Genomic DNA, 26,459 nt, shown 5'->3' with positions numbered 1-26,459 from the left:
CGGACGCAGTGTGGGGCCTTCTCGGTCCGATCGGACCGGAGCGCCCAGTGGTCGCCGGGCTTGCCTCCGGCGCCCGGAAGTCCAGCGAAGCCGCGGACTGCGACCGATCGACGGCGCACTCGGATCACTTGTGGCGACGGCGCCCGAGCGGTCGGGCACCCTAGGGTGGACCGGGTGAGCGAAGAGCATGTGGCACGAGTCTGGAGGCTCGAGTTCGCCCAGCCACCGGGCGGGCGCATTGCCTGGCTCGGGCCCTACACCTCGCAGTGGTTGACCCCTGCGGCCGAGGAGCTGGCCCGTTACATGGAGGCCGAGCACCGGGTCACGCGGCCGCATCCGAAGGACCCGGCCATCTTCGACTCGTACCGCGGGGACGACCGCCTGGCCTGCGGCTGCGCCAGCCGGGAACACCTCGAAAGCTGGTTCGGTGACTACCGGCCGCTGCTCATGGACCAGGGCGCGCACGTCGCGGAGTACGCCGTGGCCCGCGATGCCATCGTGGAGGACTCCCCGGAGCAGGTCCTCTTCATCAAGCGTCGCGGCCGGCTCGTTCAGCGGACCGGGCACGAGCCACCGTCGCAGTTGATCCGCAGCAGTGCGGGCTCCCGCACCGCGCTCCTCGAAGCCGGCGACCGGAAGTACGCCTACGTGCCGGGCCGTTCGTCGGCCGACCTTCGGGAACTGACGACTCCGGTGTCCGTCGGCCCGCTGCAGTAGAGCGCCGCGCCGCCAGTACGTCTGCCGGCAGGATTCGCGCCGGCAGCGATGAGTTTCCCGACGCCCGCCGGTCCACACTCGGAACGCCACATCCTTTTCCGAACGGGAGCAGCCGTGAAACTTCTTCTCACCTCCGCCGGAGTCAGCAACCCGAGCATCCGGGACGCGCTGGTCGACCTCCTGGGCAAGCCGATCGCGGACGCGACCGCGCTCGCCATCCCGACCGCGGAGTACGGCCACCCGTCCGTCGGACCGGGGGAAGGGCCTTGGCGCTTCATCAGCGGCCGGTCCTCGCTGCACATGGTCGACCTCGGGTGGAAGTCGGTGGGAGTGCTGGAGCTCACCGCGCTACCCAGCATCGACGCCGAGCGGTGGGTGCCGCTGGTCCGGGAGACGGACGTGCTGCTCGTTGCCGGTGGCGACGCGCTCTACCTGAACCACTGGATGCGGGAGTCCGGACTGACCGACCTGGTGCCGGAGCTCGCCGAGACGGTCTGGGTCGGGCTGAGCGCCGGCAGCATGGTGATGGCACCACGCATCGGCGCCGACTTCGTCGGGTGGCGGGCGCCCTCCGGTGACGACACCACCTTGGGCATCGTCGACTTCTCGATCTTCCCGCACCTCGACCACCCGGACCTGCCGGAGAACCGCATGGTCGACGCCGAGAAGTGGGCGGCCGAGATCGGCGGTCCGGCCTACGCGATCGACGACGCGACCGCGATCACGGTGCACGACGGCAGGGTCGAGGTCGTCTCCGAAGGCAACTGGCGACAGTTCGACGCACCCGTCGGCTGATCAGGCGCGTCGGGTCAGGCAGACGCCGAGAGCTCGAAGCGCATCGCCTGCGCGGTGTCCGCAGGGTCGTAGCCCTCGGGCACGCCGTCGACCAGGATGATGTCGCCGCCGATGTTGCGTGCCCGCAAGGGAGCGATCTCGCGGTAGGCGGCCGAGTCCCACCACGCCCGGGCCCGATCGATGGAGGGGAAGCCGATCACGACGACGTGGCCGGGCCAGGCGCCCTCCTTCACCTCGTGCTGGGTCACGTGCACGAGGAAACGGCCGCCGTACGGCTCGAAGGTGCCGGGGATGCGTTCGATGTACTCCGCGATCTCGGGGTGGGGTGCGGCGTCGTGAAGGTGGGCGATTGCGTAGGCAGGCATGGCGATTCTCCGATCTGGATGGCGGCAACGGGCCGTGCACCATGAGTCTGGCCGCGCACCCTGCGGCCAGTCGATTACCTCAGAGGTCATGCGCCAGCCTCGCTGCCGAGGTCGACCGGGCGACTGGGCGACCCGGGCGACGACAATGACTCGACTATCCCGTGACCCGCGCCGTCAGCGTGGCGAGTCCGGCGCCGTCCAGCTCGGCCAGGGCCTCCGGTCGACCGGCGAGCGACATGACCAGGGCCTCACCCGGGCCGCGCACCTCGGGCCCACTGCCGCCGACCCAGTCGAGATCGGTCGCGACGATGCGGAGTCCGCGCACGTTTGCCGGTGACGGCAGGGCTCGGGCGCGGGGCATGAACCCCAGCACCGCGACCAGGCGCTCCGGCGGCACCACCCGGGGACGGCCCAACGCACGACGGATGTCCTGGTGGTGGATGACGCCGTCGGTGAGGGCGATCCCGCAGCCGAACATCGCCGTGATGCCCTGTGGAACGGCGTACTCGCGCAGCCGTGCCACCAGCTCCGCAGTGCTCAGGCGCCGGCTCAGCTCGAGACGGGCCTGGTTGGCACGGCCGAGCGAGAAGCGCGAGCGGGCCAACAGCGCCAGCACCGCCGGCTTGCTCAGCATGTCGTAGCTCGGGACGTGCCCGGCAATGTCGCGCACCGACCACCCCGGGCAGAGCGACGGCCGCTCCCACTCCTCCTCGTCGAGGGTCTCGAGGAAGTCGGCCAGGTCGTTCCGTTCGTCGGTGGCAAGTGCGCTGAGGTCTGCCATGACGCCATTCTGGACCGGTCAGCGCACCGCCGCACCCGGGGGAAGGTAGCGTGCGCGGGAGCGGCCGAAGGGAGAACGAGCCGGTGATCCTCTCGAAGGTCCGCGACCCGCGCCTGGTCACGATCCGCCGCGGCGGATCGCTCACCGACGCCGATCACCACCTCCTGGCCCTCTGGGCGGCCGACTGCGCGGAGCACGTGCTGCCGCTCTTCGAGGCCGCTCGGCCCGACGATCCGCGACCTCGTCAGGCCATCGACGCCGCACGGGCGTGGGTGCGCGGCGAGGTCAGGATGATGGAGGCGCGAGCCGCTGGCGGCCACGCGATGGGCGCGGCCAAGGATCTGCGTGGTGCTCCTCGTCATGCGGCGTACGCCGCGGGACAGGCCGGCGCGGTTGCCCATGTCGCTGCGCACGACCTCGGTGCCGCGGCCTATGCCATCAAGGCGGCACGAGCCGTCGAGGGCGAGAGCGACGAGACCGGGCGCCACGAGTGCCAGTGGCAGCGGGAGCAGTTGCCGCCGGAGATCCGCGCCCTGGTGCTCGACGACCAGCGGCTGCGCAACGACCTCTGCTGGTCGGTCTTCGACTGCTGAGCCACGACGCGGCTGTCATCGTCGATCTGCCGTCCGTGGACGCGGGAGCCCGTCGCCGGGGAGCACGTTGTGGTTGTGCGCGAACACGTTGCCCGGGTCGTAGGCGCGCTTGACCAGGGACAGGCGGGCGTACGTCGCCGGCGGGTACGCCGCGGCCACGTCCGCGGCCGAGGCCGAGCCCTGGAAGTTCGTGTAGCTGCCGATGCCCCGCGCGGCGACCGGCTCCCACGGCTGCAGTGCCCTGGCCACGTCGTCGTCCGTCGCCGACTCCGGCAGCATGGCCATGCACAGCACCATCGCCTCGGCGTCACGATGGGCGAACGCCGTGGCCTCGCGCTGCACCCGGGAGAACGCACCACCCAGGCTGCGCAGGGCGATCATCGCCGGGGCAGGGCTGCGGTGCAGTCGGTCGATCGCCGTGATGACCTCGTCGTTGACCGAACGCACGAGGGTGTTGCGCCCCGCGACCCTGAGCCCCGGCGGTGCCGCGGCGTCCTCGAGCAGGTCGGCGTACCGGCACTCGGAGATGCTGGCCCGGAGCACCGTGCCCAGCTCGAGGAGCGGCTCGATGGCGTCGTTGGCGGCGGCCACGTCGCCCTGTCCCGCGTAGCAGAGCAGGACCATCGCCTCGGGGATCTGGCCCGGCACCGCCGGCGGGAGCACCAGGGTGCTGGTCAGCTCCTCCGGCGCCGCACGCATCGCGTCGCGCCAACGCACGACCAGCTCGGCCACGTCGTCGAGCTGGTAGGTCACCGTGCCTCGGTGCACCGTGGCCACCGGCTGGGCGACGAAGTCGAAGGAGACCACGACGCCGAAGTTGCCACCGCCACCGCGCAGGGCCCAGAAGAGCTGGGGGTTCTCCGTCGCCGAGGCGGTGAGCAGCCGCCCCCCGGCGGTCACCACGCGCGCGGCGACGAGGTTGTCGATGGCCAGGCCGTGACGGCGCACCATCCACCCGAAGCCGCCACCGAGGGTGAGCCCGCCGACTCCGACGCCGGCGGTGTCGCCGGAGGTCAACGCCCAGCCCCGCGGGTCGAGCGCCTCGGCCACCCGGCCCCACGTGGCACCGCCTCCGACGCGGACCACGCGGCGATCGACGTCGAGAACCTCGATGCCGTCGAGGTGGCGCAGGTCGATCACCATGCCGCCGGTGTTCGTCCCGTGGCCGAGCAGGCTGTGGCCTCCCGACCTGACCGAGACGGCCAGGCCACGTCGTACGGCGTGGGCCAGCGCGGCCGCGACCTCGTCGGCGTCACGAGGCCGGACCACCAGCTCCGGGGCTCCGGTGCCGAAGAACACCCGCGCCGCGTCGTCGTACTCCTCGTCGCCGGGTGCCACGGTCTCGGTGTCCAACGTGCCGGTGGCCGTCGTCGTGTCCTGCAGGCTCATGCGATTCTCCCTCGTTCGTCCGATGTCTATGCCGTCGATCGTTCGCGAAACGAGCCCTGACCGCGTCGGCCCAGGGGCGTCACTTCCGGCTACCCGCCGAACCGGTCCGCGGCCGCGTCCGTACTCCCGGCGGAGTAGGCCGGCCCTACTCCCCATGACGGATGCGCGTCCTGGGCCGGGACCCTAGGCTCGGAGGCATGCGCACAGATCGTGGATGGGCGAGGTTCTACCGCACCGGCTGGATGGTCTCCGCGGTGTTCGGGGTGATGGCGGCCCACCAGTGGAAGGCGCACGTCGCCGAGATGGAGAAGCGCGCCGAGGAGGCCGAACGCACGCACGAGGAGGAGACCCGCCGACTCGCCGTCGAGGAACGGCTGCGGATCGCCCGCGAGCTGCACGACTCCCTGACCCACAGCATCTCGGTGATCAAGGTGCAGGCCGGGGTGGCCACCCACCTGGCGAGGAAGAACGGCGAGGAGCCGTCGCCGGCGCTGCTCGCGATCCAGGAGGCCAGCAGTGACGCGGTGCGTGAGCTGCGCTCGACCCTGGACGTGCTGCGTCGCGACGAGGACGGCGGCGGTGGCGGGCTGGAGCGGGTGCCGACCCTGGTGGAGCGGGCCCGGTCGACGGGGCTGCCGACCAGCTACCGGATCCGTGGACGGGTACGCCGCGTGCCGTCGGAGGTCGAGCAGACCGCGTACCGGGTCGTGCAGGAAGCCCTGACGAACGTGACGCGGCATGCCGGGTCGGCGAACGTGGCCGTCGAGCTGACGTACGACGAGCGGACCCTGACCGTGCGGGTCGAGGACGACGGAGCGGGTTCACGTCGGCCGCCGGTGCCGGGCTACGGTCTGGTCGGGATGCGCGAACGCGTCACCGCGCTCGGCGGGAACCTGAGGGCCGAGCCCGGCGCCGACCGGGGATTCACGGTGCTTGCCGAGCTTCCGGCGGAACCCGCCTCGTGATCCGGGTGGTGCTGGTCGACGACCAGCCGCTGATCCGGATGGGCATCCGCGCGCTCCTCGACGCCGAGGACGACATCACCGTGGTCGGCGAGGCCGGCAACGGTCGCGAGGGCGTCGCCCTGGCGGAGGAGCACCGCCCCGACATCGTGCTGATGGACGTGCAGATGCCGGAGATGGACGGCATCGAGGCGACCCGGCGGATCACCGGCGAGGACGACCTCACCGGAGTGCACGTGGTGATGCTGACCAACTACGGGCTCGACGAGTACGTCTTCAACGCCCTGCGCGCGGGCGCGGCCGGCTTCGTGGTCAAGGACGCCGAGCCGGACGACCTGCTGCAGGCCCTGCGAGTGACCATGCGCGGTGACGCGTTGCTCTCGCCCGCCGTCACCAGGCGGTTGATCAGCGAGTTCGTGGCCCGCCCGGCCGACGTCCTCTCCGGCGTGGAGCTGGACCGTCTGACGAACCGGGAGCGTGAGGTCGTCGCCCTGGTCGCGCACGGGCTGAGCAACGACGAGATCGCCGACCGCATGGTGCTCAGCCCGATGACCGCCAAGACGCACGTCAGCCGGTCGATGACCAAGCTCGGGGCCCGCGACCGCGCACAGCTGGTGGTCTTCGCCTACGAGTCCGGGCTGGTCGCTCCGCGCACCACCACCTGAGCCCGGCGGCCCGTCGGGTCAGCACGGGTCGGGTCAGCAGGCCGTCGGGTCAGCGCTGGTCGCCGACGAGGAAGCGACGGCGCAGTCTCCGGTGCTGTGGGCCGGCGCGGTGCTGCGGCTCACCGCCGCGGGAATGTCCCGGCCGCAGGAGCTGCGCGGGAACCGGCTCGAGGCGCACGGCCGAGACCGTGGCCCGGATCGGCAGGTCGTCGACCGACCCGACTGCGGACGTGACGGTGCCGGGGGTGTCGGCGTCCATCGCCAGCGTGCAGTGCGGCAGCCAGGTGCCGGGACGGTAGTAGTCCCAGTTGCCGTGCACCTGCGCGGGCTCCGCGTCGAGGGCCGCATGGACGTCGCGGTGCAGGGTCACCAGATCGACCGTGGGGCTGACCGCGAGGAACGCGGGGGCCTTGTCGCTGACGAAGAAGCCGACCGCGGTCAGGTCAACGGCCAGGCCCCGTGCCCGGGAGAGCACTGGATCCAGCACCGTTTCCACATGCTCCAGGTCGAAGGCCCGGGCGATGGCGAGCGTGACATGAGGTCGGTACTCCGGGCCGTGTGACCACCGCACCGGCCTGGTGCCGTGGTCGTCGAGGGCGTCCCAGATGCGATGGACCCGCTGCTCGGCCGGGTCGTCGAGATGGAGGAGTACGGCGAAGTGCTCACCCGCCTGTGCGGATCTCTGGACGGGGATCCGCACGTCCATCGTGCCGTTGTGCGCCACGAGGGAACACAATGGCACGTCTGCCGCCTCACGGCCAGAGTCAACGCCCGACCCGTGCCGAGCGTGTTCGTCACGGGAACCCGGCACCGCCGTGTCGGACCGGGAAGGCACCGAGGACGCCACTGGGCGGCGCATCGTCGGGACCGCCGTAGTCCTGGCCGACCACGAACAGTGTCGGCTCGCCCGCGCGGCTGAGCGTGCACGAGAACGCACCGCGCGCGAAGGCGATCGTGTCGAGGAGCTCGCCGCCCTCACGCACCCGACGGCAGTGTGCGTTGCCGACGTCGGCGTACCAGATCGCGCCGGTCTCATCGAGGCAGATGCCGTCGGGATGGTCGCCGGGCGTCTCCGCCCAGACCCGCCGTCCGGACAGGGTCCCGTCCGCGCTGATGTCGTACGCCGTCAGCTGCTCGGCGTGCGACTCGGCCACGACCAGCGTGCTGCCGTCGGCCGTGACCGCCATCCCGTTGGGGAACTGGAGGTCGTCGGCGACCTCGGAGGCCCGGCCGTCACCGGTCACCAGCACCACGATGCCCGGGCGCGGTTCGCCACCGGGGAAGTCGTAGCCGATGTTGTTGACGTAGGCGTTGCCACGCCCGTCGACGACGATGTCGTTGTACGGCGTGGAGGCGAGGCCGGCCAGGTCGGCGTACGTCGTCAGCGAGCGGTCGGCCTCGCGCCGCAACAGGGCACGGTCCGCGGACGAGACCAGCAGCAGGTCTCCGTCCGGGAGGAAATCGAAGCACAACGGGAACGACGCGACCTCGGCCTCGACCCGTTCACCGCTGCCGTCGGGCTCCACGGAGGAGACACGTCCGCGGGCCCAGTCGGAGACCCACACCCGCCGGTCCCTCCAGCGGGGTGACTCCCCGAACACGATCCCTTCGATGATGGTCTCCATGGCTGCCTCCTGGTCGGGTTCCAGTGCAGACCCGAGGACTCGTCCGGAATCATCGTGCGGTCGACGGCGTCAGGACAGCTGCTGCCCCAGCAGGTCGATGAACTCGTCGGCCATGGCGAGCTGCCGCTCCAGCTTCTCGCGGCGCTCTCCGGCGTCGGCAAGGATGCCCACCAGTCGCTCGCGGGCCACGTCGTGCCGATCTGCCGCAGCGGGGTCGCGAACCGTCTCGAGGTCGCGCATCGCCGCGCTCATCTGCTCGAGGGTGAAGCCGAGCGGCTTCATCCTCCGGATCACCAGGATCTTCTCGACGTCGGACTCGGTGTAGAGCCGGAAACCACCGTCAGTGCGCCCGGAGGGTCGGAGCAGGCCGACCTCGTCCCAGTGCCGCAGGCTGCGCAGGGACAGTTCGGTGCGGGTGGCGACCTCGCCGATGTGCATCACTGCAGGGCCGTCCGCTGCGGCGGGTTCGCTGGTCACAGGTGTCCCTCTCACGTCACTGTCGATGCCAACCCTCACGTTACGTGAGGTTAGGGTGGTGCGCTGTCAGCCGGCCATGAACGGAGCCCCGTGAGCACCACCTTGCCCCACGAACCCGAGCCGACCGTGCGCGCGGCCCTGCGTTCTCCACGGCTCCTGCGCACCGAGGTCCTGGCCGGACTCGTGGTGGCCCTGGCGTTGATTCCCGAGGCGATCTCGTTCTCGATCATCGCGGGCGTCGACCCGCGGGTCGGACTCTTCGCCTCGTTCACGATGGCGGTGGCGATCTCGTTCCTCGGCGGGCGTCCGGCGATGATCTCGGCAGCCACCGGTGCCGTGGCCCTGGTCATCGCGCCGGTGATGCGCGACCACGGCTACGACTACCTGATCGCGACCGTGCTCCTGGGCGGGCTGATCCAGGTCGCGCTCGCGCTGGCCGGAGTGGCCAGGCTGATGCGGTTCATCCCGCGCTCGGTGATGGTGGGCTTCGTCAACGCCCTGGCCATCCTCATCTTCGAGGCCCAGGTCGACCACCTGGTCGACGTACCGTGGGCGGTCTATCCGATGATCGCCGTCGGCATCGCCGTGATCGTCGGATTCCCGCGGGTCAACAAGGTCGTCCCGGCGCCACTGGTCGCGATCGTCGCTCTCACTGCATTCACGGTCGTCGGCGCCGTCAACGTGCCGGACGTCGGCGACCAGGGCGACCTGCCCGACAGCCTGCCGACCTGGTTCCTGCCCGACGTGCCGCTGACCCTCGACACGTTGCAGGTGATCGCGCCGTACGCACTGGCCATGGCCGTCGTGGGACTGCTGGAGTCGCTGCTGACCGCCAAGCTCGTCGACGACATCACCGACACCCACTCCGACAAGACCCGTGAGGCCTGGGGGCAGGGCGCCGCCAACGTGGTCACCGGGTTCTTCGGTGGCATGGGCGGCTGCGCCATGATCGGCCAGACGATGATCAACGTGAAGGTCTCCGGTGCCCGCACGCGCATCTCGACCTTCCTGGCCGGCACGTTACTGCTGGTCCTCGTGGTCGGGTTCGGTGACGTCGTGGCGTTGATACCGATGGCGGCACTGGTCGCGGTGATGGTGATGGTGTCGGTGGGCACCTTCGACTGGCACAGCATTCGGCCGGCGACGTTGCGCCGGATGCCCAGGTCCGAGACGAGCGTGATGGTGGCGACCGTCGTGGTCACCGTCGCGACCCACAACCTCGCGATCGGGGTCGTGGTCGGCGTGCTGGTCGCGATGACGCTGTTCGCCCGCCGGGTCGCACACCTCACGGAGACCCACCGGGAGCTCGTCGAGGACGAGGACGGTGCGAGTGCGGTCTACCGCGTGACCGGCGAGCTGTTCTTCGCCTCCAGCAACGACCTCTACACGCAGTTCGCGTACGCCGACGACCCGGAACGCGTCGTGATCGACCTCTCCGCGTCGCACGTCTGGGACGCCTCGACCGTCGCTGCGCTCGACGCGATCACGACGAAGTACGCCCGCAAGGGCAAGGTTGTCGAGATCGTCGGGCTCAACGAGAGCAGCGCGGAGCGCCACGGGAAGCTGACCGGCGAGCTGCCCTGACGACGCACCCGCATCACGGGAGACGGCTTAGGCTGCGGCCATGGATCCCCGCCAACTGGAGTACTTCCTGGCCGTGGTCGAACATGGCGGGGTCAACCGGGCGGCCACCGCACTCCACGTCGCGCAGCCTTCGCTCTCCCAGTCACTGCGCAGGCTCGAGAAGGACATCCAGGCGCAGCTGTTCCACCGGGTCGGCCGGGGCCTCGTGCTCTCCAGTGCTGGGGAGGCGCTGATCGGACCGGCGCGGCAGGTGCTCCGAGACATCGAGCTGGCCCGGGAGGCAGTCTCGGCGGTGGAGCACCTGCAGGGCGGACGCATCGACATCGCGGCGTTGTCCGACACCTCGACCGATCCGCTCTCGGTGTGGGTGGCTCAGTTCCGGGTGAAGAACCCCCTGGTGCAACTGCGAGTGGAGGAGCGGGACCGCATCGGCGAGATCGTCGACCTGGTCAAGGGCGGTGCCTGCGAGCTCGGCATCACCGTGCTGCCGGTGCACGTCAACGACCTGTCGCACGACTTCCTCGTCGACCAGCACTTCGTGGTGGTCTTCCCGCCCGGCACCCCGACCGACCTTCCCGACACCGTGGAGGTCAGCTCGCTCGACGGCGTCCCGTTCGTGATGGGCGAGCGCAACACGACCAGTCGCGACCACGTCGAGTCGATGTTGCGCGCCGGCGGCGTCGAGCCGCTCGTCGCGGTCGAGGTGCCGCAGCGTGGCGCCGTCGTACCCATGGTGCTCTCCGGTGCAGGTGCGGCAATCCTCCCGCAGCGCGTCGCCCTGGAGGCACGCCAGCGAGGCGCGGTCGTGCGCGACCTGAGCCCGCACGTGTCCTGGTCCATCGGAGCGATCCACCGCTCGGACCGCTTGACTCCCGCAGCGGCGGCCTTCCTCGACTACACCCACCAGCAGTTGGCCTCGTGGGAACGCGCGGTCGTGCGCCGAATGGCAGCCGGCGCCTCGCGAGTGGATGCCTCCGCCGAGGTGGTCGCCGCGATCGAGCGTCGGCAACGCGTGTTGTTCGACGAGATCGGACCGATCTATCCCGCAGGTCCCGCGGAGCGATAGCGCTCCGGGTCGTCGTGCACTGCTGTGGGTCGGCGTACGACTGATAGGCAATCCCAATTGAGCTGGCCCACTTTTGGTCTTGGACGCTGTCGGTGCTCCTCCCGTTTCATGTGACGTACGTCAACCACGACACGCCACACCAGGGAGCTCCACATGGCAGCACAGGTCACCTGCTCGACCACCGACTCGATCGCAACCGTCACCCTGCGCAACACCGAGCGGCGCAACGCCGTGTCCGTGCAGCTGCTCGGTGAGCTGTACGACGTCCTCGGCCGGATCGAGGCGGACGCCCGCGTGCGGGTGGTCGTGCTCACCGGCTCCGGACGCGCCTTCTGCGTGGGAGCCGACCTCGCGGCAGCGCCGGAGACGCGGTCGCTTCGTGGCGACTCTGTGGAGGCCGACACCGCGCGACTGCGCAACGCCGCCCGCGTGGCCGAGCGGCTGCACCAGATGCCGCAGGTCACGATCGCCGCGATCAACGGAGCCTGTGCCGGCGCCGGTCTCTCCCTCGCCCTGGCCACTGACCTGCGCATCGCCGCACGCAGCGCCGTCTTCAACACGGCCTTCCTGGCCGCCGGGCTCTCCGGCGACCTCGGCGCCATCTGGTTCCTCACCCGGATCCTCGGTGTGGCCAGGGCCCGCGAGCTCTTCCTCCTGCCGGGCAAGTTCGACGCCACCCGCGCCGAACACCTCGGGTTGGTCACCTCCGTCGCGGACGACGAGGAGCTCGACCAACAGACCCACCACCTCGCCACTCGACTGGCCGCGGCCGCACCCCTGGCTGCCCGGGCGATGAAGCAGAACCTGCTCGACGCCACCACCCAGCCGCTGGCCGCCTACCTCGGGTCCGAGACCGAGCGGATGGTGCGTTCCTTCCACACCGACGACGCCCGCGAGGCCGCGTCGGCCTTCCTCCAGCGCCGCGAGCCCGCCTTCGCGGGCCGTTGAGCCCTCACCGACCGGAGACACCCATGACCACGCACACCACTGAGCGCCCCACGGAGGCACCCGGCCAACGGGCCTTCCGCAGACGCGCCTGGACCGTCACGATCCTGCTCCTCGTCTTCATGCTCCTGAACTTCGCCGACAAGGCGGTGCTCGGGTTCGCCGGGGTCCAGATCATGGCCGACCTCGACATATCGGCCAAGCAGTTCGGCCTGCTGCAGAGCGCATTCTTCTGGCTGTTCGCCGTCGGCGCCGTCACCATCGGTGCACTGACCTCGCGCATCGATGCGCGCTGGCTGGTGGCCGGCCTGATGCTGGTCTGGGTGCTCACCATGGCCCCGTTGATGTGGCCGCTCGGGTTCACCGCGGTGCTGGCCTGCCGGATTGCGCTCGGGTTCGCCGAGGGCCCGGCATACGCACTGTGCACCCACATCGTGCACTCGTGGTTCCCGCCCGAGAAGCGCGGCCTGCCGGCGGGCGTGATCACCGCCGGCGCCTCGATCGGCCCGCTGATCGCGGCACCCCTGCTGACCTGGGTGATTGTCACCTGGTCGTGGCACGCCGCATTCGGCGTGTTGACCGTCGCGGGTGTGCTGTGGCTGGCCGCCTGGCTCCTGCTCGGCCGCTCGGCACCCCCCGAGGGCAGCGTGCTGGGCACCAGTGTGGTGGTGGACCCTGACACCGCCCCGGTGGAGGCGCCTCTGCGGGTCATCCTCACCACCGGCACCGTGATCGGCACCGCGCTCCTGACCTTCTTTGCCTACTGGTCCACCACGTTGAAGGTGGCCTGGCTGCCGCTCTTCCTCAGCCAGGGCCTCGGCTACGACGCGGTCACCAGCAGCCGGTTGATCACCTTCCCGTACGCCGTGGCAGCGGTCGCGGCGGTCGGTGCCGGGCTGGCCTCGAACCGACTCACCGAACGCGGTGTCAGCCGCCGCATCACCCGCGGCTACTTCGCCGGGGGGCTGGTCGTGCTGGCCGGGCTCTCGATGTACTTGTTCACGATCATCGACCGCGGGCCCCTGCAGATGGTGTTCATCACCCTCGCGTTCTCGATGAACTCCGCGGCGTACGCCGTCGCCTTCGTGGCCATCGGTGACGTCGTCCACCCGAAGCGCCGGGGCACCGTGCTCGGCTGCCTGGTCGCGTTCTACAGCATGGCGGGCGTTCTGGCGCCGCTTCTGCTCGGCTACCTGGTCGACGCCGCACCCGACGCCATCACCGGCTACAACCACGGCTTCGCGGTCACCGGCCTGTTGATGACGATCGGTGGCGCCCTGTCCCTCCTCCTGGTGCGGCCCGAGCGCGACCTGGCACGCATTCGCGAGCGTGTGGCGGCGATCCGATGAGCGCCCCGCTGGATGGCGTCCGCGTCGTCGACTTCGGACAGTTCATCGCCGCGCCCGCCGCCACCCAGGTGCTGGCCGACCTCGGCGCCGACGTGATCAAGGTCGAGCCGGTCACCGGCGAGGCAGCCCGGGTCATCGGGGTGTACGGCGAGGCGATCCTGCGCACCTACAACCGGGGCAAGCGGGCCATCGCGCTCGATCTCAAGGACCCTCGTGGTCGTGCGATCGCCGAGCGGCTCGTCGCCGAGGCCGACATCGTGGTGCAGAACCTGCGTCCAGGTGTGATGGAGAGCTTCGGACTCGATGCCTCCGCGGTGCGTGCCAGGCACCCGGGCATCGTCTACGCGACGGTCAGCGGGTTCGGCCTGCACGGCCCCTCACGCAATCGGCCCGGCCTCGACATTGCGGCCCAGGCAGAGAGCGGCATCATGTGGGTGACCGGCGAGTCCGACGGTGAGCCGCAGCGGGTGGGCTTCCCCGTGGTCGACGCCGCGGCCGCCCACGTCTTCGCCCAGGCCGTGCTCGGGGCCTTCGTCCGCAAGGTGCGCTTCGGGCTCGGCGACGAGGTCGAGGTCTCGTTGCTGGAGGTCGCCGTACACCTGCAGGGTCCCAACTGGGGCGAGTACCTGCTGACCGGACAGAGCCCGCAACGCCGCGGCAACGGGCAGCCGACCATCGCCCCCGCGGCCGACCTGATGCCCACGCTCGACGGCGCCATCGTCGTGTCGGCGTACTCGCCGCAGCACTTCGCCCGACTGTGCGGGCTGATCGGGCGCGACGACCTGCCCGGCGACCCCCGGTTCGCCACCAACGAGGACCGCGTGGCCAACCGGGCCCCGCTTCTGGTCGAGCTGCGTGCCGCGTTCGCCTCGCTGACCACTGACGCCGCGATGGATCTGCTCACGACCAACGGCGTCGTGGCCGGCCGGATCAGCGGGTACGACGAGGTGATCAAGAACCCCGACGTCGAGGCCGCCGGCCTGTTCATCGAGGCGATCGAGCCCGACGGTGCCACCCATCCGACCCTGCGTTCGCCCTGGCACCTGGGATCGGCGGAAGACGGGCCGCGCACCGCCGCCCCGCGCCTGGGTGAGCACACCGTCGAGGTGCTCGGCGCCCACGGCTACGACCCGGCGGAGATCGAGGACCTCGCTGCGGCACAGGTCATCGGCCTCGGCGGCTGACCCGAAGAACGTCCGTCCGGCCGGACCCATCGTCGTGCCCGGCCACTCATCATCACCACGACTGGAGAGAACCATGATCAGAGACATCTACGACGAAGACCACGACGCGTTCCGCGAGACCGTTCGGCAGCTGATCGACAAGGAGGTCGTGCCTCACCTCCCCGCCTGGGAGGCGGCCGGCATCGTGCCGCGCGACCTGTTCCGCAAGACCGCCGACACCGGCATCAACGGGCTCCAGATCCCCGAGCGCTTCGGCGGCGGTGGGGTCGAGAGCTTCCGCTTCAACGCGGTCGTGCTCGAGGAGATCGGTTTCGCGGCCGTGAACCTCGGCGGCCTGCAGGTGCACCTCAGCACCGTGCTGCCCTACTTCCTGGAGTTCGCCGACGAGGAGCAGAAGGAACGCTGGTTCCCCGGCTTCGCCGACGGCACCCTGGTCAGCTCGATCGCGATGACCGAGCCCGGCACCGGCTCCGACCTGGCCGGTGTGGCCACGACGGCCCGGCGTGACGGCGACGACTACATCCTCAACGGCGCCAAGACCTTCATCACCGGCGGCATCAACGCCGACCTGATCGTGGTGGTGGCCCGCACCTCCAGCGACGACAGCAACCGGCGCAAGGGCCTGTCGCTCCTCGTCGTCGAGTCCGGCATGCCCGGCTTCACCCGCGGCCGCAATCTCGACAAGATCGGCCTCAAGGCGCAGGACACTGCCGAGCTCTCCTTCGACGAGGTCCGGGTGCCGGCTGCCAACCTGCTCGGCACCGAGGGCGAGGCGTTCGCCGCACTCACCTCGAACCTGCCCCAGGAGCGCCTCACCATCGCGGTGGTGGCCTACGCCACGGCCACCGCGGCGTTGAACCTTGCCATCGACTACGTCAAGGAGCGCAAGGCCTTCGGGCACCGCGTCGCGGACTTCCAGAACACGAAATTCGTGCTCGCCGAGTGCGCCACCGAGATCGAGGCGGCCCAAGCCATGGTCGACCGCGCCATCGCGGCACTCGATGCCGGCACGCTGACGGTGGCCGACGCGGCCAAGGTGAAGCTCTTCTGCACCGAGGTGCAGTCGCGGGTCATCGACAAGTGTCTCCAACTGCACGGCGGCTACGGCTACATGCGCGAATACCCGATCGCACGCCTCTACGCCGACGCGCGGGTCAGCAGGATCTTCGGCGGCACCAGCGAGGTCATGAAGAGCGTCGTCTCCAAGTCGCTGGGATTGTGAGGCTGCCATGGACATCAACGGGATCAACACCCTCGTCACCGGTGCCGCCTCAGGCCTGGGCCGGGCCACCGCCGAACGGCTGATCGCCGGCGGAGCAACCGTCACCCTGGTCGACCTGCCCTCCTCGGACGGCAAGGAGGTGGCCGCGGCACTGGGCGACCGGGCCCGGTTCGTGGCCGCCGACGTCATCGACGGCGACGAGATCGCGGCCGCGTTCGCCGTCGCCGAGGAGCAGGGCCCGGTGCGTGCGGTCGTGCACTGCGCCGGTCGCGGGCGGCCGATGCGGCTGCTCGACAAGGCCGGGGAGGCCGTCGAGCTGGAGCCCTTCGCATCGGTGATCGAGCTCAACGTGATCGGCACCTTCAACCTGCTCCGCTTCGCCGCGCAGTCGATGGCGCGGAACGTTCCGCTCGACGGCGACCGGGGTGTCTGCGTGCTGACCGCGTCCGTTGCCGCCTTCGAGGGTCAGATCGGCCAGCTCAACTACTCCGCCGCGAAGGCCGCTGTGGTCGGCATGACCCTGCCGGCCGCCCGTGACCTGGCCGGCATCGGCGTCCGCGTCTGCACGATCGCCCCCGGCACGTTCGACACCCCGCTGCTGGCTCGCGCCCGGGCCGACGTGCGCGAGTCGCTGGCGGCCGCCGTACCGCACCCGCGTCGCCTCGGCGACCCGACCGAGTTCGCGTCGCTGGCCGCCCACATCGTCGAGAACGGCATGCTCAACGGAGAGACGATCAGGCTCGACGGCGCGATCCGGATGGCTCCCCGGTGACCGCCTCGGCAGTCAGCGCCGAACCAGTGCTGCTCGAACGGCACGGCGCCGTACTCGTCATCACGCTCGACCGTCCTGAGGCCCGCAACGCGATCGACCTGCGCACGGCGCAGGCGATCGGCGCGGCCGTCGAGACCCTCGAGTCGGACCGGTCACTGGCGGCCGGCGTGATCGCGGCCAACGGCCCCACGTTCTGCGCGGGCATGGACCTCAAGGCGCACCTGCGCGGCGAGCGACCCCGCACCGAGACGGGTGGGTTCGCCGGACTGGTCGAGGCGCCGCCGACCAAGCCGTTGATCGCGGCCGTGGAGGGCAGCGCCCTCGGTGGCGGCTTCGAGATCGTGCTGGCCTGCGACCTCGTGGTTGCCTCCACTCCCGCCTCGTTCGGCCTGCCCGAGGTCAAGCGTGGACTGGTGGCTGCGGCCGGAGGGCTGACCCGCCTGCCCGTGTCGCTGCCGCGCGCGGTGGCGCTGGAGATGATCCTCACCGGTGACTCGTTCCCCGCCGCGGACCTTGCGAAGTTCGGCCTGGTCAACCGACTGGTCGAGCCGGGGCAGGCCCTCGCGACGGCGGTCGACCTGGCGCTTCGGATCGCCGAGAACGGACCTCTCGCCGTCCACACCAGCAAACGCGTTGTCGTCGAGTCGGTCGACTGGCCGCCCGACGAGGAGTTCGCCCGCCTGCGCGAGGCCGCTGCCCTGGTCTTCGCCTCCGCCGACGCCCGTGAAGGTGCCCGCGCCTTTGCCGAGCGCCGCCAGCCTGCTTGGTCCGGCAGCTGACCAGTCTCCCCACATCCCCACCACGGAAGGACTTCGCATGCGTGACGCAGTCATCGTCGAAGCAGTTCGCACTCCCATCGGTCGCCGTAAGGGCGCCCTCGCCGAGACCCACCCCGTCGACCTCTCCGCAGCGGTGCTGCACGCCCTCGCCGAGCGCTCCGGCATCGACCTCTCCCTCGTCGACGACGTCATGTGGGGCTGCGTCGGCCAGGTCGGCGAGCAGTCCGCCAACGTCGGTCGCAACGCCGTGCTCGCCGCAGGTTGGCCCGAGCATGTCCCCGGCACCACCATCGACCGGCAGTGCGGGTCGAGCCAGCAGGCACTTCACTTCGCGGCCGCGACGGTCATCGCCGGTCACGCCGACGTGGTCGTCGCTGGTGGCGTCGAGTCGATGAGCCGCGTGCCGATGGGTTCGGCAAGGAACGCCGGTCCGGGCCAGCCGTTCGGGCCTCTCATGCGCGCCAGGTACGACGACTTCGCGTTCAACCAGGGCACCGGCGCGGAGATCCTCGCCCGTCGCCACGACCTGAGCCGGGAGCAGCTCGACGCCTACAGCCTGGAGTCGCACCGTCGAGCGGCGCGGGCCATCGACGACGGCCGCTTCGTCAAGCAGATCGCGCCGGTGGAGCTGCCCGACGGGTCGACGCTCTCCGAGGACGAGGGCGTACGACGCGAGTCGACGCTGGAGTCGTTGGCCGGGTTGAAGCCGGCATTCGAGGAAGACGGCAGGGTCACCGCGGGCAACGCGTCGCAGATCTCCGACGGCGCCGCCGCGCTGTTGGTGATGACGAGTGAGAAGGCCCGTGCGCTCGGCCTGGACCCGATCGCCCGCGTGCACACGGCTACCGTGGTCGGAGACGACCCGGTCACCATGCTGGGCGCACCGATCCCGGCGACCGCGAAGGCGTTGAAGCTGGCCGGGCTCGAGCTGGCCGACATCGGCGCGTTCGAGGTGAACGAGGCGTTCGCCAGCGTCGTCGGTGCGTGGCTCGACGCGACCGGTGCTCGGGCTGACCTGGTCAACCCGCTGGGTGGTGCCATCGCGCTGGGCCACCCGCTCGGCGGCTCCGGTGCCCGGATCGCCACGACGCTCGTGCACCACCTGCGCGACGAGGGCCTGCGCTACGGCCTGCAGACCATGTGCGAGGCCGGCGGCCTGGCCAACGCGACGATCTTCGAGAACCTGGCGGCCGAGTCATGAGCCTCCCCCCGATCCTGCGTGACCGGCTGCGACTGCCGGTCGTCGCCTCACCGATGTTCACCGTCTCCGGGCCCGACCTGGTGATCGCCCAGTGCGCCTCTGGGGTGGTCGGATCGTTCCCGTCGCTCAACGCGCGGCCCCAGGAGCTGCTCGAGGAGTGGCTGACCACCATCACCGACGCGCTGGCCAAGCACGACGCCAATCACCCGGAGGCGCCAGCTGCGCCGTACGCCGTGAACCTGATCGTGCACCGCACCAACGCCCGGCTCGAGGCCGACCTCGAGACCGTCGTGCGTCACGAGGTGCCGATCGTGATCACCTCGCTGGGTGCGCGCTCCGAGGTGAACGAGGCCGTGCACGCCTACGGCGGCATCGTGCTGCACGACGTGATCCACGACGGGTTCGCGCGCAAGGCCGTGGCGAAGGGCGCCGACGGGTTGATCGCCGTCGCCGCGGGTGCCGGCGGACACGGCGGCTCCCAGTCGCCGTTCGCGCTGGTGCAGGAGATCCGCACCTGGTTCGACGGTCCCTTGGTGCTCTCGGGTGCCATCGCCCACGGCCGTTCGGTGCTGGCAGCGCAGGCTGCCGGGGCCGATCTCGCCTACGTGGGCTCCGCATTCATCGCGACCCATGAGGCGCTCGCCGGTGACCGCTACAAGCGGATGGTCGTGGACTCGGGCGCATCCGACATCGTGCACTCCGACCTGTTCACCGGGGTGCCGGGCAACTACCTGCGCGGCAGCATCGAGGCTTCGGGCCTCGATCCCGACCGCCTCGCCGAGGAGGACCGGGCCACCATGAGCTGGTCCGACGGAACCAGCAAGGCCAAGGCGTGGAGCCAGGTCTGGGGCTCGGGGCAGGGCATCGGCGTGGTCAACGCCGTCGGGCCGGCCGCCGCCCTGGTCGATCGACTGGCCGACGAGTACCACGCCGCACGCCTTCACCTTCTAGGTGACCGCCGACCGCACCACGCGAACAAGGAGTAGGGCCATGATCAAGGGCAACGACGTCATCAACCAGGTGCCGGAGCTGATCGACTACGACGTCTCCGCCGACCCGGCACTGCGTGAGGGAATGGTCCGCGAAGGAGCAGAATGGGCCCTTGACGACCTCACCGAGGTCGGCCGGGCGGCCGGCAGCCACGAAGTGCAGGAGTGGGGCCGTCTGGCCAACGAGAACGAGCCGATCCTGCACCGTTACGACTCGGTGGGGCACCGGATCGACGAGATCGAGTACCACCCGGCGTACCACTCGCTGATGTCGAAGGCCTGCGAGTTCGGCCTCAACGCTGCCCCGTGGTTCGACGACCGGCCGGGCACGCACGCGGCGCGCACCGCCAAGTCGTTCATCTGGGGACAGGCCGAGTCGGGTCACATGTGTCCCATCGGCATGTCGTACGCCGCCGTGCCGACCCTGCGCCACGCACCCAAGCTCGACCAGGCGTATTCAACCCAGCTCGGTACGAAGCACTACGACCCGAAGCTCCGCGCGCTCGACACGAAACCCGGTCTGGTCTTCGGCATGTCGATGACCGAGCGGCAGGGAGGTTCGGACGCGCGCGCCAACATCTCCACCGCCGCCGAACGCCCGGACGGCACCTTTGAGGTGTTCGGCCACAAGTGGTTCACCTCGGCTCCGATGTGCGACGCCTTCCTCACGCTGGTGCAGACCGAGTCCGGTCTCTCCTGCCTGTTCCTGCCGCGGGTGCTGCCTGACGACAGCCGGAACCCGATTCGTCTGGAGCGGCTCAAGGACAAGCTCGGCAACCGGTCGAACGCCTCGGCCGAGATCGAGTACCACGGCGCCACGGGCTGGCTGGTCGGCGAAGAGGGCCGCGGCGTACGGGCGATCATGGAGATGGTGAACTTCACCCGCCTCAACTGCGTCGCCATGAGCACCGCCTTCATGCGCAAGGGCCTGATGCGCGCCGTCCACCACGCGCAGCACCGCAGCGCGTTCGGCAACCGGCTGATCGAGCAGCCCCTGATGCGCAACGTGTTGGCCGACCTGACCCTGGAGTCGGAGGCCGCGGTCACTGCCCTGATGCGCCTGGGCCGTGCCACCGATCGTGCGGAGACCTCGGAGTCGGAGGCGAACGTGCGCCGGCTCGGCCTGGCCGTGATCAAGTACTGGGTGTGCAAGCGCGCCCAGGCAGTGGTCGGTGAGGCGCTGGAGTGCCTGGGCGGCAACGGCTACATCGAGAACTCCGGAATGCCACGGCTCTACCGCGAGGCGCCGCTCCAGTCGATCTGGGAAGGCGCCGGCAACGTCGCTGCCCTTGACGTGCTGCGCGCGATCCGCCGGCAGCCCGAGACCGTCGAGGCGTTCCTCGGCGAGCTGCACCTGGCTTCGGGGGGCGACCGTCGCCTGGACGCGGCCATCTCGGACCTCGAGCGTGACCTACGGGTCGACGGGGTGGACCAGGCCGATCTTGAGTTCGGCGCGCGACGTCTCGTCGAACGGCTGGCCCTGGTCTTCCAGGCCAGCCTGGTGGTGAGGCACAGCACGCCCGCGATCGCCGACGCGTTCGTCGCCTCGCGACTGGGTGGTGAGTGGGGGATCGCCTTCGGCACCCTGCCGCGTGGCATCGACATCGCAGGGATCCTCCAGCGGGTGCCGTCCGGCGTGACCGGCTGAGGCGATCACGGGCACACACCCGCAGGTCCGGTCAGGCCGTGGTGGATCCGTCCTCGAGGGACCACGCGGTGGCGAACGGCATCAGGTCGGAGATCGCGACGCTCCGCACCCCGTCGGGGGTCGGCAGGATCACCCGGATCTGCGGGTAATGGTCGAAGAGGATCTGGCGATCACGGCCGCACGGACCGATCGGCCCACGGCCGTGGTTGCCGACCGCGACGATGTGGGTGATCTCGGTCGCTCCGGCCGCGCGAGCGCTGCCGAGGGCGACCAGCTCAGCGCACGGTCCACCGGTGAAGTGATAGAGGTTGACGCCGCTGAACATGCGCCCGTCGGCGCTTCGCACGGCGGCACCCATGGTGTGTATGCCGTCCTCGTCCGGCCCGGCGTCCGTCGCACGGTCGATCGTGTCGCGCGCACACTCGGTCAGCTCGACCTCCTCGGAAGTGAGCGGCTGGGCTGGCTCGGGTCCTGTCGCGGTCACAGGGCGCAACCTATCAACGCGGGGTGCCTCACGCCGAGGCATCGTCGCCGATCAACGCGGCCAGGCCGTCGAGCGTGCGCGCCAGGCCGAACTTCCAGGCGTGGTCGGCGGCCCATGCGCTGCCCTGGGCCTCACCGGCCGCGGAGCCGATGCGTACGGCGCGGGGGTACGCCTCGGCGTCGAACACACGGGCCAGCACCGCTTGGTTGGCGCCCCACCACTCGGCGTCGCTCATCGCGGTGTCGGTCGTCGACCGTGCGGCGTCGTGTGCCGACCGGCAGTGGCTCTGGACGAAGCCGAGCAGGTAGGCCAGGCCGGCGTCGATGTCGACCTCTGACAGCCCGGTGTCGTCGAAGGCCGCCAGCTCGTGCTCGTACTTCGCCATCACGCCCGGCCCCAGAGGCGGGCGGCTCAGGGCGGCCACCTCGGTGAGCCAGGGATGCCCGCTGAGGAGCTCGCGGTTGGCGTCGGCGACCGCGACGAGCCGCTTGCGCCAACCCAGCCTGCCCCACGGCTTGCGGGTCATCCGGAAGTAGCAGGTGTCGACCATCAGGTCGAGGAGCTCCGGCTTGCCCGGAACGTAGGTGTAGACCGACATCGCCGAGACGCCGACCTTCTCGGCCACCGCGCGCATCGTGACGGCCGCCAGTCCTTGGTCGTCCGCGAGCAGCAGCGCCGCGTCGACGACCTGCGGGACCGTCACGGAGCGGGCCGGTCCCTTGCGCCGCGGCGCCTCTGTCGGCTCGCCCCACAGCAGCGCCAGCGTGCGGCTGGGCTCCCCTGATCCGGTGCTGTTCTCGGTCATGGGAATGATTGTTGCACATTTACGTTGTACATTGTACGTTGTACGGCGTACAATGAAAGTGGCCCGGATCGATGGGGCCGTGGCACGCACGACGCACAGTCGACAGGAGACCACCGCATTAAATTCACCGACACCGCGATCTCGCTCAACGTCCCCGACGTCGAGGCATCCGCCGCCTGGGTCAAGAAGCACCTGGGCTTCACCGAGGCGATGGCTGCCGACGGGTTCTGCTCACTGGCCCACCCCGAGGTCGGGTTCAACCTGATCTACCTGCGCACCGGCCTGCCGACGTTCAAGCCGGCCTCCGCTGCCGGCCGTGCCGACGGCTTGCTCGTGGTCTTCACCGTCGACGACATCGACGCCGACTACGCGCAGCTGCAGGATCGGGGAGTCGAGATCGTCACCCCGATCGAGACCGAGCCGTGGGGAGAACGCTACTTCCAGATGACCGACCCCAACGGCGTGGTCTATCAGCTCGTCCAGTGGGTGGCGCCGACCGACCCGCAGTACGCCGGCTGATCCCGGCGGTGGTGCAGGCCCAGGTGCTGCACCGCCGCCGTACGACCGTTCGACACACACTGAGAAAGCAGGTGCGACATGGTTCCCCTGTTGATCCTGGTGCTCGTCACTGTGGCCGTCAGGCTGGCCGGAGGGCGCGGTCCCTCCGGCGCGCGGCCGTGGCCGTCCGCACTGCGTTTCGGCCTGGCGGCCATGTTCACGGTCACCGGATGCGCTCACTTCGTCGGGATGCGCGACGACATGATCGCCATGGTGCCGCCGTCGCTCCCGTCCCCGGGAACCCTGGTCACCCTGACCGGCGTGCTCGAGCTCCTCGGGGCCGTCGGCCTGGTGTGGCGGCGTACGACGGGCGCCGCCGCGGCAGCGCTCGGGCTGCTGATGGTCGCGATGTTCCCGGCCAACGTGTTTGCCGCGACGCATGGTCTGATCGCCGAGTGGACGGACCACCTGGTGCCCCGGACGATCCTGCAGATCGTCTACGTCGCCGCGACAGCACTGGTGGCACGTCATCATTGGTCGCAGACCAAGGTGGAGGAGGGTGAGCGTGCTCCGGCCGGCCCGCGTTGACGACGTGCCGCTCCTGCGCGCCATCGAACGCGCCGCGGGCGAGGCGTTCCGTGCCGTGGGGATGGCCGCCGTCGCCGACGACGAGCCGCTCTCCGTCGACGTCCTGCGTGGGTACGTCGACGGGGCGCGGGCGTGGGTGGCCACCGACGAGATGGACCGGCCCGTGGCCTATCTGATCGTCGATGTTGTCGACGGTGCGGGCCATGTGGAGCAGGTGTCGGTCCACCCCGACCATGCCGGCCGGCGGCTGGGCAGCGCGCTCATCGAGGAAGCGGCGTCATGGGCGTGGCGCAACGGTTTCACTGCGCTGACCCTGACCACCTTCGCCGAGGTGGCGTGGAATGCTCCCTACTACCGTCGACTGGGCTTCCGCGTGCTCGCCCCCGACCAACTGGGCGACGAGTTGCGGCGCGTGCGTGTGCACGAGGCCGAGCTCGGTCTCGACCGGTGGCCGCGGGTCGCGATGTCCAGGCCGGTCGTCGAACCGCACGAAAAGAATCTGGCCCACCGTGACAACGCCACGGCTCCCGGATCCGTCGAGGGTGCATGACCACAGAGACCGAACTCGCCCACCAGCTGGAGCGCTCGCTGCGCAACCTGCCGACGGCCCCAGCCCTCGACTACCTGCACACCGCGCAACGCGTACGCCGGCGTCGCCGCATCGCAGTCGCTGTAGTGGTGTCCACCTCGGTGGTCGCTCTCGGCGGCGCGGCCGCGGCAGTGGTCGGCGATGACGGTGAAAGGGCTGCGGAGCCAGCGGCGTCCGGAGGCGGGCGAGAGCGGGCACCGGCGGTCGCCGATCCGGGCACCCTCGGGCCCGATCCCGACTACGTGGCACCGGCGCCGGCGAATGCGGTCGAGGCCGTGGACGGTGTCAGGGGGGTCGATGCCTACACCACGGACGAGATCCCGGGTTGGGCCAAGGAGTACGGAGACCACGGACCCGTCGCCATCGCACCCGACGGACGCCTGTGGGTCGCACCCGACGCGGTCATACGGCGTACCGTCATCGACCCGTTGGGCCCTGGTGGTGTCGACGCCGACCCGACCTCCGTGTCGTACGCCGTCGAGGCCGAGTTCGACGTGCCCGAGGTGCCCATGGAACCCGAGGCGTTCAAGGGCGATGTCGTGTGGGTGATCGTCAGCCGGACCGCCGAAACTGCCACGGTGGGGGAGATGGACGAGCCCGGTCGTTGGACCGACGACTTCGAGCTGTGGGTCGACGACGTGACGGCCCACGACCAGGGCCGACCCGACTTCGCCGCGCGCCTGGTCGGGTATGCGAGCGACCGCTCCGACGTTCTGGAGCCGAGGCAGGGCGTGGAGATCGTGCGCCAGCGCGGGGATGTCCTTGCCGGGACCACCAAGCGCTCCGCCGCGGCAGAGGTGCGCTGGGCCGGGAAGACCTGGTTCGTGGTCGCCGGAACCGACTGGATCGAGGCCTACGAGCCGGCCGACTCGGCTCCCGATTTCGCAGCCTTCATCGAATGGGCACGCGGTGACCTTTCGTGAATGAGCGCGACGCCTCCTACGTCGACTTCGTCGCCGCGCACCAGGATCGGCTCCGGCGCATCGCCTACGCCGTCTGCGGCGACGACAACCGCGCCGAAGACGTGCTGCAGGACGCATTCGTCAAGCTCTACCTGTCGTGGTCGAAGGTGCGCGAGGCGGGCCGCGAGGAGGCCTACGCGCGCCGCATCATCGTCAACGCCGATCTCGACGACCGACGCAGGCCCTGGCTGAGGCGGCGAGCGACCACCGGTGTCGATCACCTGGAACGCACGGCGGCGGCGCCCGGGCTGCCGGTGGAGGATCGCTCCGACCTGCTCGCGGCGGTGCGGCGGCTGCCGGCCATGCAACGACGCGTCGTGGTGCTCCGGCACTGGCTCGGACTCTCCGTGGCCGAGACCGCCGAGGAGCTCGGGATCCGCGAGGGCACGGTGAAGAGCCACGCGTCGCGCGGACTGGCCTCGTTGCGGGCCGTGCTCGACGAGCACGCCCAGGTGTCGCGGTAGGTCAGTCAAGGGTGCTTGACATCGCCGTTCGCAGTCGCCGCGATCTTGCGCAGCATCCGGCGTACGGCGAGCACGTGGCCGCGGGTGCCGATGACCGCACTGCGATAGGCGAATCCCAGTGGGCCGGGGAAGTCGGCGTACGTGACCGCCGACAGCTCGCTGCCGCCGGGCACGTCGACCAGCCGGAAGTCGAGCGCGTAGCGCGAGAAGCGGTGCCGACCGGTCAGGCCCAGGATTCGTGGTGCCTCCCGCTGGGTCACGGAGAACCCGGCGGCCGGCTCGAGTCCCAGGGCGCGGGACAGGAGGGCGTGCTCCTGCCCGGTCAGGTGCTCGGCGAAGCCCACGACCGCCGGCCAGGCCTGCGTGGCCTGCACGTCGAGGTCCACCCGGTGCTCGTCGACGTACGTCGGTCTGTTCAGGCCCTCGGCGGCCCGACGGAATCCGTCGTTCTCCGTGGCGATCGCCTTGTGCAGCACAGGTCTGGCCACTGTCGCGAGCGCGCCTGCGCCGGGTCCCTCGAGCTCGAGGGAGAGACGGTTGCGGCAGCCGCCCCCTGTCGGCTCGATTTCGTGGCTCCCGGTCATGAGGACGCCATTGCAGCGGGTCTGCCACGCGAATCGCCTGGGTGGGTCGAGGTCCGTGACCGTCCAGGTGGCTGACGGAAGTCGCGGCTGCTTGACGCGTGCGGTCGAGCCCGGGCCGAGGGGGCCGTCAGAGGTCAGCCCCACCGAGGTCATGGTCGGAGTGAGTGCCGGCCAGCCCTCGACGTCCTCGGTCAGCTCCCACACCCGCTCGGGAGGTGCGGCTATGAAGATCTCGTCATGGATCACCATCACTCCATCAAACCACTGGCGCCTGAGGTGTCGGTGGCGGCGGGCATGCTGGGTGTCGGTGACCGAAACACTTGTCATCGAAGAATCTGGAAGAATGGCTTGTGCCTGTTTCCGAACGGGCGTACGAT

General features: G+C 70.3%; 30 protein-coding genes. 21 read left to right on the top strand and 9 right to left on the bottom strand.

What is annotated here, in order from left to right; translation table 11 throughout:
• Positions 1-174: 174 nt before the first annotated feature.
• Positions 175-717: a hypothetical protein gene (locus ASD66_RS16965; RefSeq protein WP_156388755.1), complete on the top strand. Its 543-nt coding sequence runs from the start codon at positions 175-177 to the stop codon at positions 715-717.
• 114 nt (positions 718-831) lie between these two features.
• A complete protein-coding gene (locus ASD66_RS16960; RefSeq protein WP_056891680.1) occupies positions 832-1,512 on the top strand; it encodes a Type 1 glutamine amidotransferase-like domain-containing protein in 681 nt (226 codons plus the stop codon).
• 14 nt (positions 1,513-1,526) lie between these two features.
• On the opposite strand, the gene ASD66_RS16955 is transcribed toward ASD66_RS16960, so the two are convergent.
• Positions 1,527-1,877 carry a DUF1330 domain-containing protein gene (locus ASD66_RS16955; RefSeq protein WP_056891679.1) on the bottom strand — a complete coding sequence of 117 codons (351 nt, stop codon included), beginning with the start codon at positions 1,875-1,877 and terminating at the stop codon, positions 1,527-1,529.
• Between the two features lie 154 nt (positions 1,878-2,031).
• On the bottom strand, positions 2,032-2,658 hold the full coding sequence (locus ASD66_RS16950; RefSeq protein WP_056891678.1) for a maleylpyruvate isomerase family mycothiol-dependent enzyme: 627 nt from the start codon (positions 2,656-2,658) through the stop codon (positions 2,032-2,034).
• Positions 2,659-2,741: 83 nt separating this feature from the next.
• Here ASD66_RS16950 and ASD66_RS16945 point away from each other — a divergent pair, with 83 nt between their 5' ends.
• Positions 2,742-3,251: a putative immunity protein gene (locus ASD66_RS16945; RefSeq protein WP_056891677.1), complete on the top strand. Its 510-nt coding sequence runs from the start codon at positions 2,742-2,744 to the stop codon at positions 3,249-3,251.
• 15 nt (positions 3,252-3,266) lie between these two features.
• Here the strand turns inward: ASD66_RS16945 and ASD66_RS16940 are convergent, their stop codons facing one another.
• A complete protein-coding gene (locus ASD66_RS16940) occupies positions 3,267-4,640 on the bottom strand; it encodes an FAD-binding oxidoreductase (protein ID WP_056891676.1) in 1,374 nt (457 codons plus the stop codon).
• Between the two features lie 197 nt (positions 4,641-4,837).
• Between ASD66_RS16940 and ASD66_RS16935 the strand changes: the two genes are divergently transcribed.
• A complete protein-coding gene (locus ASD66_RS16935) occupies positions 4,838-5,605 on the top strand; it encodes a sensor histidine kinase (RefSeq protein ID WP_057294162.1) in 768 nt (255 codons plus the stop codon).
• Positions 5,602-6,267 carry a response regulator gene (locus ASD66_RS16930; protein ID WP_056891675.1) on the top strand — a complete coding sequence of 222 codons (666 nt, stop codon included), beginning with the start codon at positions 5,602-5,604 and terminating at the stop codon, positions 6,265-6,267. The genes ASD66_RS16935 and ASD66_RS16930 overlap by 4 nt, the downstream gene beginning before the upstream one ends.
• A 49-nt stretch (positions 6,268-6,316) precedes the next feature.
• Here ASD66_RS16930 and ASD66_RS16925 read toward each other — a convergent pair whose 3' ends face one another.
• The 3 genes from ASD66_RS16925 to ASD66_RS16915 all read right to left on the bottom strand — a co-directional run bounded on the left by ASD66_RS16925 (position 6,317) and on the right by ASD66_RS16915 (position 8,369).
• Entirely contained in the window at positions 6,317-7,009 is a 693-nt protein-coding gene (locus tag ASD66_RS16925) for a 2'-5' RNA ligase family protein (RefSeq protein ID WP_162250990.1), read from the bottom strand.
• A gap of 52 nt (positions 7,010-7,061) precedes the next feature.
• Entirely contained in the window at positions 7,062-7,892 is an 831-nt protein-coding gene (locus tag ASD66_RS16920; RefSeq protein ID WP_056891674.1) for an SMP-30/gluconolactonase/LRE family protein, read from the bottom strand.
• Between the two features lie 69 nt (positions 7,893-7,961).
• Positions 7,962-8,369: a MerR family transcriptional regulator gene (locus ASD66_RS16915; RefSeq protein ID WP_200950095.1), complete on the bottom strand. Its 408-nt coding sequence runs from the start codon at positions 8,367-8,369 to the stop codon at positions 7,962-7,964.
• Between the two features lie 90 nt (positions 8,370-8,459).
• On the opposite strand from ASD66_RS16915, the gene ASD66_RS16910 reads away from it, so the two are divergent.
• The 11 genes from ASD66_RS16910 to ASD66_RS16860 all read left to right on the top strand — a co-directional run bounded on the left by ASD66_RS16910 (position 8,460) and on the right by ASD66_RS16860 (position 21,108).
• On the top strand, positions 8,460-9,953 hold the full coding sequence (locus ASD66_RS16910) for a SulP family inorganic anion transporter (protein ID WP_082599572.1): 1,494 nt from the start codon (positions 8,460-8,462) through the stop codon (positions 9,951-9,953).
• 40 nt (positions 9,954-9,993) lie between these two features.
• Entirely contained in the window at positions 9,994-11,019 is a 1,026-nt protein-coding gene (locus tag ASD66_RS16905; protein ID WP_056683882.1) for a LysR family transcriptional regulator, read from the top strand.
• A 153-nt stretch (positions 11,020-11,172) separates the two neighbouring features.
• Entirely contained in the window at positions 11,173-11,967 is a 795-nt protein-coding gene (locus ASD66_RS16900; RefSeq protein WP_056683879.1) for an enoyl-CoA hydratase-related protein, read from the top strand.
• Between the two features lie 23 nt (positions 11,968-11,990).
• Positions 11,991-13,313 carry an MFS transporter gene (locus ASD66_RS16895; RefSeq protein WP_200950094.1) on the top strand — a complete coding sequence of 441 codons (1,323 nt, stop codon included), beginning with the start codon at positions 11,991-11,993 and terminating at the stop codon, positions 13,311-13,313.
• Complete coding sequence (locus ASD66_RS16890) at positions 13,310-14,497, top strand: CaiB/BaiF CoA transferase family protein (protein WP_056683877.1); 1,188 nt, start codon at positions 13,310-13,312, stop codon at positions 14,495-14,497. The genes ASD66_RS16895 and ASD66_RS16890 overlap by 4 nt, the downstream gene beginning before the upstream one ends.
• Before the next feature lie 73 nt (positions 14,498-14,570).
• On the top strand, positions 14,571-15,719 hold the full coding sequence (locus ASD66_RS16885; protein ID WP_056683875.1) for an acyl-CoA dehydrogenase family protein: 1,149 nt from the start codon (positions 14,571-14,573) through the stop codon (positions 15,717-15,719).
• A 7-nt stretch (positions 15,720-15,726) separates the two neighbouring features.
• Complete coding sequence (locus tag ASD66_RS16880) at positions 15,727-16,491, top strand: SDR family NAD(P)-dependent oxidoreductase (protein WP_056683871.1); 765 nt, start codon at positions 15,727-15,729, stop codon at positions 16,489-16,491.
• Positions 16,488-17,270, top strand: coding sequence for a crotonase/enoyl-CoA hydratase family protein (locus tag ASD66_RS16875; RefSeq protein WP_056683869.1), 783 nt, complete (start codon positions 16,488-16,490; stop codon positions 17,268-17,270). The genes ASD66_RS16880 and ASD66_RS16875 overlap by 4 nt, the downstream gene beginning before the upstream one ends.
• 37 nt (positions 17,271-17,307) lie before the next feature.
• Positions 17,308-18,471: a thiolase family protein gene (locus tag ASD66_RS16870; RefSeq protein WP_056683866.1), complete on the top strand. Its 1,164-nt coding sequence runs from the start codon at positions 17,308-17,310 to the stop codon at positions 18,469-18,471.
• Positions 18,468-19,457, top strand: coding sequence for an NAD(P)H-dependent flavin oxidoreductase (locus ASD66_RS16865; protein WP_056683864.1), 990 nt, complete (start codon positions 18,468-18,470; stop codon positions 19,455-19,457). Before ASD66_RS16870 ends, ASD66_RS16865 begins: the two co-directional genes overlap by 4 nt.
• Positions 19,458-19,461: 4 nt before the next feature.
• Positions 19,462-21,108, top strand: a complete 1,647-nt coding sequence (locus ASD66_RS16860; protein WP_056891671.1) for an acyl-CoA dehydrogenase family protein — start codon at positions 19,462-19,464, stop codon at positions 21,106-21,108.
• A 31-nt stretch (positions 21,109-21,139) separates the two neighbouring features.
• Here ASD66_RS16860 and ASD66_RS16855 read toward each other — a convergent pair whose 3' ends face one another.
• On the bottom strand, positions 21,140-21,592 hold the full coding sequence (locus ASD66_RS16855; protein ID WP_056891670.1) for a cytidine deaminase family protein: 453 nt from the start codon (positions 21,590-21,592) through the stop codon (positions 21,140-21,142).
• Positions 21,593-21,620: 28 nt separating this feature from the next.
• Positions 21,621-22,397 (bottom strand): TetR/AcrR family transcriptional regulator, encoded by a 777-nt coding sequence (locus ASD66_RS16850; protein WP_056891669.1) that lies wholly within the window; start codon positions 22,395-22,397, stop codon positions 21,621-21,623.
• A 24-nt stretch (positions 22,398-22,421) separates the two neighbouring features.
• Here ASD66_RS16850 and ASD66_RS16845 point away from each other — a divergent pair, with 24 nt between their 5' ends.
• The 5 genes from ASD66_RS16845 (at position 22,422) to ASD66_RS16825 (ending at position 25,498) form a co-directional block, all read left to right on the top strand.
• A complete protein-coding gene (locus ASD66_RS16845) occupies positions 22,422-22,916 on the top strand; it encodes a VOC family protein (protein WP_200950093.1) in 495 nt (164 codons plus the stop codon).
• 78 nt (positions 22,917-22,994) lie between these two features.
• Positions 22,995-23,483: a DoxX family membrane protein gene (locus ASD66_RS16840; RefSeq protein ID WP_056891668.1), complete on the top strand. Its 489-nt coding sequence runs from the start codon at positions 22,995-22,997 to the stop codon at positions 23,481-23,483.
• Positions 23,455-24,033, top strand: coding sequence for a GNAT family N-acetyltransferase (locus tag ASD66_RS16835; protein ID WP_235530142.1), 579 nt, complete (start codon positions 23,455-23,457; stop codon positions 24,031-24,033). Before ASD66_RS16840 ends, ASD66_RS16835 begins: the two co-directional genes overlap by 29 nt.
• On the top strand, positions 24,030-24,995 hold the full coding sequence (locus tag ASD66_RS16830) for a hypothetical protein (protein WP_056891667.1): 966 nt from the start codon (positions 24,030-24,032) through the stop codon (positions 24,993-24,995). The genes ASD66_RS16835 and ASD66_RS16830 overlap by 4 nt, the downstream gene beginning before the upstream one ends.
• Complete coding sequence (locus ASD66_RS16825) at positions 24,992-25,498, top strand: SigE family RNA polymerase sigma factor (protein ID WP_056683845.1); 507 nt, start codon at positions 24,992-24,994, stop codon at positions 25,496-25,498. Before ASD66_RS16830 ends, ASD66_RS16825 begins: the two co-directional genes overlap by 4 nt.
• Positions 25,499-25,503: 5 nt before the next feature.
• On the opposite strand, the gene ASD66_RS16820 is transcribed toward ASD66_RS16825, so the two are convergent.
• Positions 25,504-26,331 carry an SRPBCC family protein gene (locus ASD66_RS16820; protein ID WP_056891666.1) on the bottom strand — a complete coding sequence of 276 codons (828 nt, stop codon included), beginning with the start codon at positions 26,329-26,331 and terminating at the stop codon, positions 25,504-25,506.
• Positions 26,332-26,459 lie beyond the last annotated feature (128 nt).

This window comes from Nocardioides sp. Root151, from assembly GCF_001427925.1.
Classification (GTDB): Bacteria; Actinomycetota; Actinomycetes; order Propionibacteriales; family Nocardioidaceae; genus Nocardioides.
Note: the sequence above shows the minus strand (reverse complement) of the source record. Positions and strands in the feature narration are given on the sequence as shown.

What these genes read in the sequence shown, in the direction of transcription:
- ASD66_RS16920 (WP_056891674.1), bottom strand. Translation starts at nt 7,892, where the DNA reads ATGGAGACCATCATCGAAGGGATCGTGTTCGGGGAGTCACCCCGCTGG.
- ASD66_RS16870 (WP_056683866.1), top strand. Translation starts at nt 17,308, where the DNA reads ATGCGTGACGCAGTCATCGTCGAAGCAGTTCGCACTCCCATCGGTCGC.
- ASD66_RS16900 (WP_056683879.1), top strand. Translation starts at nt 11,173, where the DNA reads ATGGCAGCACAGGTCACCTGCTCGACCACCGACTCGATCGCAACCGTC.
- ASD66_RS16820 (WP_056891666.1), bottom strand. Translation starts at nt 26,331, where the DNA reads ATGGTGATCCATGACGAGATCTTCATAGCCGCACCTCCCGAGCGGGTG.
- ASD66_RS16860 (WP_056891671.1), top strand. Translation starts at nt 19,462, where the DNA reads ATGATCAAGGGCAACGACGTCATCAACCAGGTGCCGGAGCTGATCGAC.
- ASD66_RS16955 (WP_056891679.1), bottom strand. Translation starts at nt 1,877, where the DNA reads ATGCCTGCCTACGCAATCGCCCACCTTCACGACGCCGCACCCCACCCC.
- ASD66_RS16830 (WP_056891667.1), top strand. Translation starts at nt 24,030, where the DNA reads ATGACCACAGAGACCGAACTCGCCCACCAGCTGGAGCGCTCGCTGCGC.
- ASD66_RS16950 (WP_056891678.1), bottom strand. Translation starts at nt 2,658, where the DNA reads ATGGCAGACCTCAGCGCACTTGCCACCGACGAACGGAACGACCTGGCC.
- ASD66_RS16885 (WP_056683875.1), top strand. Translation starts at nt 14,571, where the DNA reads ATGATCAGAGACATCTACGACGAAGACCACGACGCGTTCCGCGAGACC.
- ASD66_RS16880 (WP_056683871.1), top strand. Translation starts at nt 15,727, where the DNA reads ATGGACATCAACGGGATCAACACCCTCGTCACCGGTGCCGCCTCAGGC.
- ASD66_RS16895 (WP_200950094.1), top strand. Translation starts at nt 11,991, where the DNA reads ATGACCACGCACACCACTGAGCGCCCCACGGAGGCACCCGGCCAACGG.
- ASD66_RS16850 (WP_056891669.1), bottom strand. Translation starts at nt 22,397, where the DNA reads ATGACCGAGAACAGCACCGGATCAGGGGAGCCCAGCCGCACGCTGGCG.
- ASD66_RS16890 (WP_056683877.1), top strand. Translation starts at nt 13,310, where the DNA reads ATGAGCGCCCCGCTGGATGGCGTCCGCGTCGTCGACTTCGGACAGTTC.
- ASD66_RS16905 (WP_056683882.1), top strand. Translation starts at nt 9,994, where the DNA reads ATGGATCCCCGCCAACTGGAGTACTTCCTGGCCGTGGTCGAACATGGC.
- ASD66_RS16840 (WP_056891668.1), top strand. Translation starts at nt 22,995, where the DNA reads ATGGTTCCCCTGTTGATCCTGGTGCTCGTCACTGTGGCCGTCAGGCTG.
- ASD66_RS16935 (WP_057294162.1), top strand. Translation starts at nt 4,838, where the DNA reads ATGCGCACAGATCGTGGATGGGCGAGGTTCTACCGCACCGGCTGGATG.
- ASD66_RS16940 (WP_056891676.1), bottom strand. Translation starts at nt 4,640, where the DNA reads ATGAGCCTGCAGGACACGACGACGGCCACCGGCACGTTGGACACCGAG.
- ASD66_RS16865 (WP_056683864.1), top strand. Translation starts at nt 18,468, where the DNA reads ATGAGCCTCCCCCCGATCCTGCGTGACCGGCTGCGACTGCCGGTCGTC.